The organism is Zobellia russellii, from assembly GCF_044597075.1.
In the GTDB taxonomy this organism is placed as follows: Bacteria; Bacteroidota; Bacteroidia; order Flavobacteriales; family Flavobacteriaceae; genus Zobellia; species Zobellia russellii.
Map to the genome: position 1 here is coordinate 2003308 of NZ_CP139000.1, position 14324 is coordinate 2017631.

At 37.7% G+C, this 14324-nt stretch carries 13 protein-coding genes; 5 read left to right on the forward strand and 8 right to left on the reverse strand.

What is annotated here, in order from left to right; genetic code table 11:
* Window positions 1-18 precede the first annotated feature (18 nt).
* Window positions 19-1383 (reverse strand): dihydrolipoamide acetyltransferase family protein, encoded by a 1365-nt coding sequence (locus tag SJY45_RS08055; protein WP_400073973.1) that lies wholly within the window; start codon window positions 1381-1383, stop codon window positions 19-21.
* An 81-nt stretch (window positions 1384-1464) separates the two neighbouring features.
* Window positions 1465-2085 (reverse strand): recombination mediator RecR, encoded by a 621-nt coding sequence (gene recR / locus SJY45_RS08060; protein ID WP_215441019.1) that lies wholly within the window; start codon window positions 2083-2085, stop codon window positions 1465-1467.
* Between the two features lie 57 nt (window positions 2086-2142).
* Between recR and SJY45_RS08065 the strand changes: the two genes are divergently transcribed.
* On the forward strand, window positions 2143-3621 hold the full coding sequence (locus SJY45_RS08065; protein ID WP_400073975.1) for a sodium:solute symporter: 1479 nt from the start codon (window positions 2143-2145) through the stop codon (window positions 3619-3621).
* A gap of 62 nt (window positions 3622-3683) precedes the next feature.
* On the opposite strand, the gene SJY45_RS08070 is transcribed toward SJY45_RS08065, so the two are convergent.
* The 4 genes from SJY45_RS08070 to SJY45_RS08085 all read right to left on the reverse strand — a co-directional run bounded on the left by SJY45_RS08070 (window position 3684) and on the right by SJY45_RS08085 (window position 7378).
* Complete coding sequence (locus SJY45_RS08070) at window positions 3684-4043, reverse strand: CoA-binding protein (protein ID WP_215441021.1); 360 nt, start codon at window positions 4041-4043, stop codon at window positions 3684-3686.
* Window positions 4044-4252: 209 nt separating this feature from the next.
* A complete protein-coding gene (locus SJY45_RS08075; protein WP_400073977.1) occupies window positions 4253-5260 on the reverse strand; it encodes a 3-oxoacyl-ACP synthase III family protein in 1008 nt (335 codons plus the stop codon).
* 109 nt (window positions 5261-5369) lie between these two features.
* Window positions 5370-6680 carry an ABC1 kinase family protein gene (locus SJY45_RS08080; protein ID WP_400073979.1) on the reverse strand — a complete coding sequence of 437 codons (1311 nt, stop codon included), beginning with the start codon at window positions 6678-6680 and terminating at the stop codon, window positions 5370-5372.
* A 38-nt stretch (window positions 6681-6718) separates the two neighbouring features.
* Window positions 6719-7378 (reverse strand): TetR family transcriptional regulator C-terminal domain-containing protein, encoded by a 660-nt coding sequence (locus SJY45_RS08085; RefSeq protein ID WP_215441027.1) that lies wholly within the window; start codon window positions 7376-7378, stop codon window positions 6719-6721.
* A 427-nt stretch (window positions 7379-7805) separates the two neighbouring features.
* Between SJY45_RS08085 and htpG the strand changes: the two genes are divergently transcribed.
* Complete coding sequence (htpG, locus tag SJY45_RS08090) at window positions 7806-9698, forward strand: molecular chaperone HtpG (protein ID WP_400073981.1); 1893 nt, start codon at window positions 7806-7808, stop codon at window positions 9696-9698.
* A 424-nt stretch (window positions 9699-10122) separates the two neighbouring features.
* Window positions 10123-10497 (forward strand): hypothetical protein, encoded by a 375-nt coding sequence (locus SJY45_RS08095; protein WP_215441031.1) that lies wholly within the window; start codon window positions 10123-10125, stop codon window positions 10495-10497.
* A 52-nt stretch (window positions 10498-10549) separates the two neighbouring features.
* Here SJY45_RS08095 and SJY45_RS08100 read toward each other — a convergent pair whose 3' ends face one another.
* Window positions 10550-11359 (reverse strand): inositol oxygenase family protein, encoded by an 810-nt coding sequence (locus SJY45_RS08100; protein ID WP_400073983.1) that lies wholly within the window; start codon window positions 11357-11359, stop codon window positions 10550-10552.
* 66 nt (window positions 11360-11425) lie between these two features.
* A complete protein-coding gene (locus SJY45_RS08105; protein ID WP_400073985.1) occupies window positions 11426-13054 on the reverse strand; it encodes a solute:sodium symporter family transporter in 1629 nt (542 codons plus the stop codon).
* Between the two features lie 227 nt (window positions 13055-13281).
* Between SJY45_RS08105 and SJY45_RS08110 the strand changes: the two genes are divergently transcribed.
* Window positions 13282-13923 (forward strand): MOSC domain-containing protein, encoded by a 642-nt coding sequence (locus SJY45_RS08110; protein ID WP_400073987.1) that lies wholly within the window; start codon window positions 13282-13284, stop codon window positions 13921-13923.
* A complete protein-coding gene (locus SJY45_RS08115; RefSeq protein ID WP_289040952.1) occupies window positions 13920-14279 on the forward strand; it encodes a MauE/DoxX family redox-associated membrane protein in 360 nt (119 codons plus the stop codon). The genes SJY45_RS08110 and SJY45_RS08115 overlap by 4 nt, the downstream gene beginning before the upstream one ends.
* Window positions 14280-14324 lie beyond the last annotated feature (45 nt).

Sequence of the window (14324 nt, forward strand, 5' to 3'; positions counted from 1 at the left end):
TAGTGTTGTCTCCAAATCTTACACTTCACGATCCATATCCCAAGCTTCCAAATAATCTGCCACCGCTTTTGCGAACATACTACCTAAAGCTCCATTTACCACCCTGTGATCATAACTATGGGAAAGATACATTTTGCTTCGTATACCTATAAAATCTCCTTCCGGAGTTTCTATAACGGATGGAATTTTTCGGATAGCACCCAATGCCAATATACCCACTTGAGGCTGATTAATGATCGGGGTGCCAAAAACACTGCCAAACGTACCCACGTTGGTAACGGTATAGGTACCGTTTTGAACTTCGTCCGGTTTTAGTTTGTTCTCCCTTGATCTAGCTGCCAAGTCGTTTACCACCTTGGCCATTCCAACTAAATTCAATTGATCTGCATTTTTTATCACGGGAACAATAAGGTTCCCATCCGGAAGGGCGGCAGCCATACCTATGTTTATATTTTTCTTTTTAATTACCGTATCACCATCCAAAGAAATATTCATTAAAGGGTATTTCTTAAGTGCCTTTGCAACGGCTTCCATGAAAATTGGGGTAAACGTAAGCTTCTCTCCTTCTCTCTTTTCAAAAGCGTTCTTTACCTTATTCCTCCAATTCACAATTTTTGTAACGTCTACCTCTATAAAGCTTTGAACGTGAGCAGAAGTAGATACACTGCTGACCATATGCTTAGCGATAAGTTTGCCCATTCTGGACAATGGAACAACCTCGCCATCTTCTATCTGTTTTACATCTGCACCATTAGCCATGCCAACATCCGAAGTAATTTGACCAGCAATGGAAGACACCGCTTGTTTTGGAGCAGGAGCAGGAGCTACAGGTTGCTGGGTCTTTGCTTTTTTGCCATTTTCAAGATACGCCAGAATATCATTTTTGGTAACCCGCCCCTCATTGCCCGTACCTTCTATGGTATCAAGCTCAGCAATAGAAATACCTTCTTGCTTGGCAATATTTTTCACCAAAGGCGAATAAAAACGGTCAGAATCCGATTTTTGGACCTGATGCACAGGAGCACTTACCGTTTCTTTGGCCACTTTTACAGTTTCCTCTACCAAAGCAGCAGACTCTTCGGTGGCTTTAGATGCTTCAACCGGAGCGGTAGATGTCTTGGGCTGGGCCACTTCAACAGATTGTTCGGTTTCAATGATAGCCACGGTATCACCTACTTTTATTACATCGTCTATATCATAAAGCTTCTCCACCAAAACACCTTCAACCTCACTGGGAACCTCAGAATCTACTTTGTCCGTAGCTATTTCAAAAACAGGCTCGTCCAACTCAATAGTATCCCCAATTTCTTTTAACCAAGTGGTTAGAGTTGCTTCTGCAACACTTTCACCCATTCTCGGCAATTTCAGTTCAAACTTTGACATATTCTTATTTTATTCTGCTTTTAAGCTAATTTGGTCGCAAAAATACCAAAAAAAACGCCTATTTATTAAACTTACTATATTTTAATTCGCTTTCAATGAGCCCTCAAACGGAATTCGATTTAAAATACTCCGCCCTAGAGTAACCTCATCTGCATATTCCAACTCGTCCCCCACAGCTATTCCCCTGGCAATGGTAGATGTATTAATATCCAAGCCATTCAATTGCTTATAAATATAAAAATTGGTGGTATCGCCTTCCATGGTGGAGCTCAACGCAAAAATAAACTCTTTGACCTCTCCTTTTTTTGCCTTGTCTATCAAAGATCCAATGGTTAAATCCTGCGGGCCAATTCCTTCCATTGGCGATATTTTACCTCCAAGAACGTGATACAACCCTTTATATTGGCTCGTATTTTCAATGGCCATCACATCTCTAATATCTTCAACCACGCAGACCAAGCTTCTATCCCGTTTGGGATTAGCGCAAATTTCGCATATAGCCACATCCGAAATATTATGACAGTTCTCACAAAACTTTATCTCGCTACGCAAATCCAACAACGCATTAGAGAGCCTGTCTGTCTGTTCCTTAGGCTGCTTTAGTAAATGAAGTACCAAACGAAGTGCCGTTCGTTTACCGATTCCCGGCAACTGCGACATTTCGTATACGGCATTTTCTAGAAGTTTAGATGAAAAATCCATAGACACAAAATTACGTACTATTTTTACTTTTTGTACTTTGGTTTGAAATTTTATTCCATGACCGCCACCCACATCCTAATCTTGATAGGTGCTTATTTTCTCCTCCTTTTATTGATATCCTATTTTACGGGAAAAAATGACTCTAACGTTGATTTTTTTAAAGCAGGGAAATCATCGCCTTGGTACTTGGTTGCTTTCGGTATGGTGGGCGCTTCCCTTTCCGGTGTAACATTTATATCGGTACCGGGTTGGGTAGAGGCCTCGGAATTTAGTTACATGCAGGTGGTTTTTGGTTATCTGGCGGGCTATTTTGTAATCGCCTTTATCTTGCTTCCCATCTATTATCAGCTTAACGTAACTTCTATATACGAGTATCTTAAAAAGCGATTTGGAACCGTAAGTTATAAAGTGGGTGCCATATCTTTCTTTATTTCCAGGGTTTTAGGCGCCGCTTTCAGACTTTTCTTAGTAGCCATTGTTTTGCAGCAGTTTGTTTTTGACGAATTAGGTGTTCCTTTTGAAATTACAGTGGTTCTCTCTATTTTACTAATCTGGATCTATACTTTTAGAGGTGGCATAAAAACTATTGTCTGGACAGATACGTTACAAACCTCCTTTATGCTCCTTTCTGTTGGATTGAGCATCTACTTCATTAACCAAAAACTGGACTGGAGTTTTACGGAGTTCCTAGCGTCCGAAGAACTAAAACAATACAACAAAGTACTATTTACCGATAGTTTTTTTGACAAGAACCACTTTCTAAAGTCTTTTCTTGGCGGTATGTTCATTACTATTTGTATGACAGGGTTAGACCAGGATATGATGCAAAAGAACCTTACCTGTAAATCTCTTAAGGATGCACAAAAGAATATGGTTTCCTTTAGCGTGGTATTAGTAATCGTAAATTTTGTTTTTCTTTTACTAGGTGCGCTCTTGTTCATATATGCCGCTAAGTTCAATATTGCAACGCCATTGATGGACGGCCAAGCAAAACCGGACCTGTTATTTCCAGAAATAGCACTTAACAGGGGTCTGGGCATGGTAGTTGCCATTACCTTTATGCTAGGTTTAATAGCAGCGGCCTACAGTAGTGCAGACAGTGCGCTAACCTCTCTGACCACATCTTTTTGCGTAGATTTTCTCAGCATTGATGAAAAGGCCGAAAAAGACCAGAATAGAATTAGGAAAACCACTCACATTGGCATGAGCATCTTGCTCATAGTAACAGTTATTGCGTTCAAATATATTCTGGACAGAAATGTTATTGATGGCCTATTGACAGTTGCCACCTATACCTATGGACCTTTACTAGGTCTTTTTACCTTTGGTATATTCACCAAATACGCCGTAAAAGACGGTTATGTGTGGATTATAGCGCTATTATCCGTACTTTGTATTGTAGCGCTGGCCAATCTTCCTGTTGAATATTTGGGCGGGTATAAAGTAGGTTACGAGCTACTCCCCTTAAATGGCCTATTAACATTTATAGGACTTTATTTTATTCGTAATAAAAGCAGTCAAGAAATAACAAGTTGAGAAGAAAACTTTAAAACGTTAAAGTTTTATACGAAAAAACCTACATGTTTTTCGTCGATCAATTAATATTGCCCTGTAGCCAATAAGACCAAGGTGCAAGCCACGACCGCTTCAATCCCTTTGGATTCCAGTAATTTGTAAAATTCAGGGTTTTCAGTGCCCGGATTAAATATTACACGTTTCGGATTTATTTGTAAGATTTTGTCGATATATTCAGGCTGACGTGCTGGACCTATATACAAAGTAACGGTATGAATGTTTTGAAATTCATTTAAATTGGTCTTTATTTGTATATCCCTGATTTTACCTTCGCGTAAACCGAATGCTTCAGTTTTGATGCTATGGTCTAAAAGCCGATTAACCGCTAGATTGCTATATCGATTCGTTTTTAGAGAAGCTCCGAATACCAGGGTATTTTTCATATGTTAAATATGATGTTAAAGTTCTTTAAGGATGTAACTTTTTAGTAAAATATACGTCTATTATAAAAGTCGTTCTAAAAAGTGTAAACTTTCATAAAATATTGGTCGGTGATAAAGCTATATGTTTATAGTTAATGGTTAGTGTTTAGTATAGCAGAATCAACGACAGAAACCCCGATGGAGACATCGGGGTTTTGTGTTTTATAAGCTTACCATTTTATAATAGCACTACCCCAAGTAAAACCGCTACCGAATGCGGCAAGAACCACAAGGTCTCCTTCTTTTATCTTACCGCTTTCCCAAGCTTCCGTAAGCGCAATAGGTATAGACGCTGCTGTGGTATTCCCGTATTTCATAATGTTATTGAAAACTTGATCATCTCCTAAACCAAACTTTTTCTGAATAAACTGGGAAATTCTCAAGTTGGCCTGGTGCGGCACCAACATATTAATATCCGAAGGTGTTAAATCATTAGCCTTTAAACCCTCCATAATTACCTCACTAAAACGGACTACTGCATTTTTAAATACAAACTGTCCGTTCATGTATGGAAAGTAAGATTCATCATTAGGGTCGTTCTCATCAATAATATCCGTAACCCAACGTTTGCCCATACCCGGAGCTATTAAGGACAACTCCTCTGCATGCTGACCTTCACTGTGCAAATGTGTAGAAAGAATCCCTTTTGAGGTATCTTCTTCCCTACTTATAACCGCTGCTCCAGCTCCATCTCCGAATATTACGGACACAGATCTACCTCTGGTAGTCATATCAAGGCCATGGGAATGTAACTCAGAACCAATTACAAGAATATTCTTGTACATACCACTTTTGATATACTGATCAGCAACACTAAGCGCATATATAAAACCGGAACATTGGTTTCTTACATCCAAGGCCCCTACCGTTTTAATCCCAAGGTCTCTTTGAACCAAAACGCCCGGCCCAGGAAAATAGTAATCAGGACTTAGCGTAGCAAAGACGATAAAATCTATATCATCCTTATCTATACCTGCACGTTCTATAGCTATTTTTGCAGCCTTTACGCCCATGGTTGTTGTAGTATCACCACCCTTTACGACATGTCTTCTTTCTTTGATACCCGTTCGTTCTTGGATCCATTCATCATTGGTATCCATTACCTTGGCCAAATCATCATTGGTCACTACGTTTTCGGGCACAAAGTATCCAAGTCCCGTAATTTTTGAATTATACATAGAAGGTTTTTTTTAATTTAAAAAGCTAAAGCTTTAAACCAGGGTGCAAATTAACCCGTAAATTTCTAAGATAAGCAAAATTAATAGGATGAATTTAACCTTGTGCTATTTATTGAAGGTATTGCTTATAGCTATTTACATCAATTTTTGCCCTAAGGTCATGAAGTAAATTGTAGAGCCCAAAGAATGTCCTGTTCATATACAGAAAGTGCTTAGACCCTCTGTTTCCGTTCATTTTACGAATCTGACTATCCTTGGAATAGCGTTCACTTAAATCTGCTATTTTCTCCCAGAAATCATTAGAACCAAAGTCAAAACTAGTTTCGTGAAAAGGCGAAGTAAAAAGTGTGAGCATTTCTTTGAATAGCGCTTTAAAGAATTTGAGCTCTTCGGGCGAGTCGGTTTCCGTTAATATTTCCAACTCATACAGTTTCGCCATAAAAACTGCGTCATTTTCAATGTTTTCTTTTTTCGCCAACTCAAAATAAGGCACATAAAATTCGTTGGGTACCTCTTTAATACAGCCAAAATCTATGGCAATCAATGTATTTTGCTCACTTACCAAAAAATTTCCTGGATGAGGATCAGCATGAACCCTTCTTAGACCATGAATTTGGAACATATAAAAATCCCAAAGCGTCTGCCCCAATTTATTACCTATTTCCTGACTAAAATTTTTATTGGTGAATTCGCCCAGATGTTGGCCATACATCCAATCCATTGTAATAATTCGCTCACTTGAAAGCTCCTCATAATACTTGGGGAATTCTAAATTTTTAATCCCGGAACAACTATTAGTAATACTAATGCTCTGCTCAATTTCTAAAAAATAATTGGTCTCTTCTATGAGTTTGTTTTCTACTTCTTTAAAATATTTATCAGAGTCTTTTCCCTGTAGATTAAACATCTTTATGGCAATGGGTTTCACCAATGCCAAATCACTGGAAATACTTTCCGCAACACCCGGGTATTGAATCTTTACCGCCAATTCCTTACCGTCTTTTGTTGCCTTATGCACTTGGCCTATACTAGCGGCATTTATACTATCTTTTTCAAAAGTATCGAACAGCTCCTCTGGATATTTGCCCAAATATTTCTTAAATGTTTTACGTACCAAGGGAGCAGAAAGAGGTGGTACGGAAAACTGTGAGAGCGAAAACTTGTCTACATACGCCTTTGGGAGTATATTTTTCTCCATACTAAGCATTTGAGCAACTTTTAGGGCACTACCCTTTAAGCTCTTAAGTCCGTCATAAATATCCTCCGCATTGTTTTCGTTCAGTTCGTTTTTATCCATTTCAGGATTCACCAACTTTTTACTGTAATATTTAACATAATTGCCCCCAATTTTAACACCTGTTTTAACCAGTTTTCCTGCCCTTTCTATTTTACCTGTAGGTATACTATCAATTGTTTTCATATCGTCTCTTTTGGAAAAGTGAGTATGTTATAAGTTGGCTAAGCAAATGTTTCCTTATAAAGAAACTTACCGAAGTCAAGAATGTTTTCAAGTGGGGTATTATCAAAAATATCAAACACGGTATGTATAGATTTCTCTATGGCTACATCGGTTTTTTCAAATCCGGGAGAAGTATCGTCCATCCAAAATTTTAGCAAGAATAAAAACTGCAACCATGCTCCTTCCGAAAACACTTGGGGATTATATTTGGTAATTTTAAGATTCTTGTTAGCATTGGCATCATTAATAAGTTCTGCCGCAAAAGATTTAACATGCTGGCGCAGCCCTTTTAGTTGTCCTAGATTTTTTAAAGGACTATTATGTTCTTTTAAAGCGAATAGAACATAACTACGGTTAAGGGTGAGCATTTCAAAAAATGTATAGAAAAAAGTAAGCATCTTATCCTTATTGGAAAAGTTATTATACGCTTCATTTTTGAGAATAAGAGCTTCTGTGTTTGTATAGAATTTGTTCCATATTTCCTTTTGCAAACTCTCTACTGAACCAAAAAACCTATAAAAATCGGCCTCCGATAATTTATTTTGTTTACAAAATTTATAAATGGATTTAGGTACGCTCTCATGCTCTAGAACATAATCCATATACATAGAGATTATACTATCTTCCGTTACCTTACTTGCTTTAGATTTTGCCACCATTTTCCAACAATTTAGTTATATAAAATTACGCCTAAGAGCGCGCATTCGTTGTTAAGGGAATACCAATTTTATCACAAAAGACAAAAACGTGCCTTCAGATGAAAGCACGTTTTAAAAACAACCTAACCAATAAATGATTATAAACGTGATATTGATCGAAAATTTTCCCTTTCACAGCAATCTTCATCACATCTTCTTCAAAGATAATAAATGTTTAACTAAAATAAAAATTAATTAAACAAAATTACAAACCGCAACCATTCCGTCATACGAACGTGTCAGTTTGTCACAGTCTCTCTGTATGGTATTTTTTTTGACAAACAGCAAACAGGTGTACATCACCTATGTTTTTCTATGCCGAAGAATGAAAAAATAGTATTAAACAAAGTTCAAGCATTAGCGCGAACATTTCTAAAATTTATAATTTATGGCTACAGGTAAAATCAATGTTTCAGTAGAGAACATTTTTCCGCTGATTAAGAAATTTTTGTACAGTGACCACGAAATCTTTTTAAGAGAGCTTATTTCCAATGCAACGGATGCTACTTTAAAGCTAAAGCACCTTACTTCCATAGGCGAAGCCAAAGTTGAATATGGCGACCCTATGATCGAGGTAAAAGTAGATAAAGAAGGAAAGAAAATTCACGTGATTGACCAAGGTATCGGTATGACCGAAGACGAGGTTAAAAAGTATATTAACGAACTTGCCTTTTCCGGTGCGGAAGAATTCTTGAACAAGTATGAGGACGGAGCCAAAGAGTCCGGCATTATAGGTCATTTTGGTCTTGGTTTCTATTCTGCCTTTATGGTTGCTGATAAAGTACAGATCAGTACCAGAAGCTTTAAGGAAGATGCAGAACCGGTATTATGGAGCTGTGACGGCTCTCCAAATTTTACATTGGAACCAGGTGACCGCCAAGAACGCGGTACAGAGATTATTCTTCATATTGCCGAAGACTCCACTGAGTTTCTAGAAGACAACCGTATTAGCGAGCTTCTGAACAAGTATAACAAGTTCATGCCTATTCCAATTAAATTTGGAATGAAGACAGAGACGCTTCCTAAGCCAGAAGATGCCAAAGAAGAAGATCCAGCACCTACTCAAGAAGTAGATAATATTATTAACAACCCTACCCCTGCCTGGACCAAACAACCGGCTGATTTAGAGGATCAAGATTACAAGAATTTCTACAGGGAACTGTATCCAATGCAGTTTGAGGAACCTTTGTTCCACATTCACCTGAACGTAGACTACCCGTTTAATCTTACAGGTATACTTTATTTTCCAAAGTTGACCAATGATCTTAACGTTCAAAAAGACCGCATTCAACTGTACCAAAACCAAGTTTTTGTAACGGATAATGTAGAAGGTATTGTTCCTGAATTTTTAACCATGTTGCGTGGTGTAATTGATTCTCCGGATATTCCTTTGAATGTTTCCAGATCATACCTACAGGCAGATGGTGCCGTAAAGAAAATTTCTTCGTACATCACAAGAAAAGTTGCAGATAAATTAAACTCACTGTTCAAGAACAGTAGAGAGGATTTTGAGCAAAAGTGGAACGATATTAAAATCGTTATTGAATACGGAATGCTAAGCGAAGATAAATTCTTTGACAAAGCAGACAAATTTGCACTCTACCCTACCGTAGACGGCAGCTACTTTACTTTTGAGGAACTCCAAGAAAAAATAAAGAAAAACCAAACGGATAAGGATGACAAACTTGTTATTCTTTATGCTTCCGACAAAGTTTCGCAGCATAGTTATATTGAAGCTGCAAAAGCTAAAGGTTATGAAGTACTGCTGATGGATTCGCCAATTATTGGTCACTTAATGCAAAAACTGGAAACCTCTAAAGAGAAGATTTCTTTTGCCCGTGTAGATGCAGATCATTTGGATAACTTGATTAAAAAAGAGGACACTCAGATTTCTAAATTATCCGATGAGGAAAAGGAAACCCTTAAAAAGAATCTTGAAGAAGCCATTACGGACAAGAGCTATACCGTTCAACTAGAAGCCATGGATAGTGATGCCTCTCCGTTTATCATTACCGAGCCTGAATTTATGCGTCGTATGAAAGAGATGCAACAGACTGGAGGTGGTGGCGGTATGTTTGGTATGGGATCAATGCCTGACATGTATAACCTTATCGTAAATACAAATCACGAGCTGGTAGGTGAAATATTGAACACCAAAACCGCAAAAAAACGTGAACGATTAATTAGTCAATCTATTGACTTGGCCCGTCTTTCAAAAGGTCTGTTGAAAGGGGAAGAATTAACCAATTTTATAAAACGTAGCTACGAGATGGTGAAGTAGCACTTAATAAATAAACTTACAAAACGCCCAGTTGCATAACTTTGCAATTGGGCGTTTTTTCTTGTTAAAATTCATATCTTCCCGAAAAATTTCAAAAACCATGAAATAGTATGAGTTTCCCCTATGCATAGATTTTTTTTTGTAAACTACGCTCATTATTTATAATAGATTATAGCTAGAAATACTGCAGATATCTCCAAAATTTACACCTACTCTATAAATTCTTTAATTCAAAATAATGTTAGGAATCCAACACTAAATATCAAAATCAAACAAAAATAAATCACATTTTGTACTATTAATCTTTCTAAATTGTTAAATGTTAAGGAACTTTGGAGACAGAATTAATTTACACTAAATATAAGAAGAGCACACTATTCCGCCCAGGTTATTGCTCCGTTTATTGAAACTAAGCACATTTTGTATGGTATTTACAGAACTTAATCCCAAGGGTAATTTTGACAGTTGGGATAAAAAGAAACTAAAAGAAATAGAAGAAGAAAAATTTAGCGAAAATATTGGTGATACTCTTTTTGAAAATGAAGAACTAATTCTAACCGAAATAGTATTGAAACCTAAGGAACGGACTCCGTTTAGAAGGCATACTAATGACTATAGTTGCACCTGTTTTACGGACGGTCTTATGATTTCAAGAAATATTAACGGACAAATAGCCTTGCTGCGTTTGGAAGAAGGTGACCATTTTTATTGGGCCTGCAGTGGGGAAGAAATGGTTCACGATTTAGAAAATATTGGTGAAAACACTATAAACATCAAAATTCTTGCGGTAAAAAAATAAACGGCCGCTATACTTAATAGTAAGGGGCCGTTTGTAAATTTTAAGAGGGTTATTACCAATTTATAGGACCTTTACCCAAATATTTTTCTGCAATAGGCTGGTAATAATCCTTTACATCTTCTAAATCATATATCTTTTGCGACTTAGTATACAAATCGTACTTATTGAAATCTTTAATAAGTTCTAAATATTCTTTGTCACCTTCGTTCAACAACTCTTTGTAACTACCTCCCGTATGCCATGGGTAAAAGGAATGGTAACGTATCATTACCATAGCTTCTTTGGGCAGTTGGTTCTCTTTATGATTAGAGAGTACTTGAAACAGATACTCATCATGCCCCCATGCTAGGTTAAGATTGTCCATACCACAACCTTTTTCATAAATACCGGTAGGCGTATTATAACGGGAATCGGCCATATCCGGATTCAATTTATTAAACTCAGGATATACACAAGTATCCGGCAATTCGCAACCTACTACGAACACATCACCTACGGTTCCCCATTGCTCGTCCTGGCTGGTACCGTCCTCATCGCTTCCCCATAGGAACATCACCTTTCCTAGGTCATGAATAAGACCAGTAAGCTGCATCCAATCTGGGCGATTGTCTTCTCTAATAGCCTCCGCGCTTTGAATTAAATGCTGTACGTTGGGCAAATCCAAATCGGGATCGCTAACGTCTATCAATCTATTCAAATGTTCCATAGCCTCCCATAGGTCCATTGGTTTGTCATAGGTCAAATATTTCTTGTGCATACGTTGAACATAGTCTACCGTTTGCTTTGACCGCATTTTTCTATAATGCTCCTTAACGGCCGCCGACACATCTACAGCCTCATAATCCCTGAACGTTTTTTCCATCTTTAACAATTTAGCTTTAAACTACTTACTCCAACTATTAATCTACACCACGGCATTGGTTATGCTTTACACATTACCTAAAACAAGATATAAAATAATAGTAAATACCACTAGAAAGAGACTAAAGGGCTTGGCATACTTCCAAGGTTGAAGGTTTAATACCCCCGCATCTTTCATTATAAATTTTTCTTCTTTTTTCCCTAATGTGGAAACTAGGTGCATAATCAATATATTCAGCACGAATTCTATTCCCCAAATATGAATAAAATGAAGATTCACTTCAAAAATGTAATACATGGCCACGTAGAATACCAATCCAAACATAAGTCCGGCTTTCGCCCCAATAGCACTAACCTTTGGAAATAGAAAACCTGCAATAATTACACTGGCAATGGGTATAAAGAATATTCCGTTCAACTGTTGTAACAACTGGTAAAGTCCATCTGGCGCATTAGCTACAAAAGGCGCTATACCTATTGCCAAAACGGCCAAAATAGCAGAAGTACTCTTGCCAATAATCACCAATTTTTTTTCACTGGCATCTTTTTGTATGTATTTTTTAAAAACGTCCAAACTAAATACAGTGGCAGCACTGTTCAAAGCACTATTAAAAGTACTTAAGATAGCTCCCATCATTACTGCGACAAAAAAACCAGTGAGCCACAGAGGTAAAACTTTTTTTACCAAAAGTGGATAAACGTTATCCGGATTGTCATAAAGACTTTCCCCAAAATAGTAAAAGCCGATAAGGCCCGGCAAAACAATTACCAAAGGCACCAATATCTTAAGCAAACCCGTATAAAGTAATCCCTTTTGGGCTTCTTTTAGACTTACCGCTCCCAAAACCCGTTGAATAATGGATTGGTGCATGGTCCAGAAATATATCTGATTGATCATAAGCCCCGTAAACAGCACTTCAAAAGGTAAAATTGCGGAACGTGCTCCCTCCCCTATTCCCGACTCCTTACTTACCACATTGAATTTCTCTGGGCTGTGCTTGAATACTGTTGCCATTCCTTCAAACAAATTGCCTTCGCCAATGCTTAGCAAAGCCAAAATAGGCACCAATAACCCTGCTACCAATAAGCCAAACCCGTTTATCGTATCTGTATAGGCCACCATTTTTAAGCCGCCAAAAATGGCATATACGGCACCAATACTACCTACGATCAAGATAGTTATCCATATACCTTCACTTTGGGTGACATTCAATAATTCGGAAATTTCAAAAATAGCTTCTATGTTTAAAGCACCTGTATAAAGCACAATAGGCAGCAGAGTGGCTACAAAAGAAATAATCAAAAGGAGCGCCACATAAGTACGGGTGAGACCGTCAAATCTTTTTTCCAGAAATTCTGGAATGGTAGTCAATCCCATTTTTAAATAGCGAGGGGCAAAATACAGGGCCGCAATGACCAAAGCCAAGGCAGATGTAACTTCCCATGCTACAATAATAGCTCCGTTTCGATATGCGGAACCGTTCATTCCCACCAAATGCTCAGTAGAAATATTGGTTAAGAGTAAAGAACCTGCTATTACAATTCCGGTTAAGGATCTACCTCCCAAGAAATAGCCGTCTTTGGTGTTCAATTTATCGCGTCTAAGCTTGTATGTTGCATAGAAAGCAACAAAACCAGTAAAGAGTAAAAAGGTCAATAACGCCATAAGAAGGTGCCCAGGGGGATTAAGTTGCAAAAAATTACCTCGGTTAAATATCAAATAAACACAAAAAAAACGAATAAATTACCATATTCACAAACATTTCGTGTGCGCAAACGAAATATTAAGTCAGAATACACTCACTGATCATAAACATAGACTAATCTAGTAATGTACTAGCGCAAATAGATTACCCATCACAATTGTTTTTTAAACCGCAGTTATCATTCGTTAATTGCGGATGGTTTACTTATTTTTAATTCATGAAAATTATATCAACTAACATTGGTAGCCCAACTACCATTACCTGGAACGGTAAAGAAGAACTAACGGGCATTTTTAAATACCCGGTAGAAGCCCCCCTGTTTTTAGGAAAAACGGATGTAGCTAATGATACCGTAATTGACCGTAAACATCATGCAGGCTTGAACAAGGCCTGTTTTCTATTCTCCACGGAACATTATGAGTACTGGAAAAGCTTATACCCAAGTTTGGATTGGAACTGGGGTATGTTCGGAGAAAATCTTAGCGTTAGTAATTTTGATGAATCCGTTATACGTATAGGCGATATTTATAAAATAGGAAGTGCCTTGGTTCAAGTATCACAACCTAGAGAGCCTTGTTATAAGTTGGGTATACGGTTTCAAAACCAAAGTATTTTAAAACAGTATATAGATTATGGGTTTCCAGGCACTTATGTACGCATCCTAGAAGAGGGTGAAGTAAAGGTAGGAGACGAATTACTGCTGGTGGAGCAATCTCAAAACGCGCTTACCGTTAAGGATTTTTATCAGTTATTATTTACCCGCCAAAAAGACCCGCAAATACTACAGTTAGCCTTGACCAATACTTCTTTGCCCGAGTATAAACGCGAACGTTTAAAGAAATTCCTTCCTAAATCATGAATTATCCATGGCACTTATACGTAATGGGTATCATTTACGTAATGGCAGGTATTATGCATTTTGTAAAACCAAAAGCCTATATGCGTATTATGCCCCGGTATCTACCCAACCACAAGCTATTGGTGCAACTTAGCGGTATTGCAGAAATTTTATTAGGTATAGGTGTTTGCATTCCTGCTGTGAAGAACTATGCTATCTACGGAATTGTACTCATGCTAGCCGTGTTCTTACTGGTACATTTTTATATGCTATCCAGCAAAAAAGCTTCGGCCGGATTTCCCAAGTGGCTCTTAATAGCAAGATTGCCTTTACAACTGGTCTTAATGTATTGGGCTTATAGCTACCTATCACTATAAAAAAAGCCCCTAACGCTCTCAACAACATTAGGGGCAATTAACTCA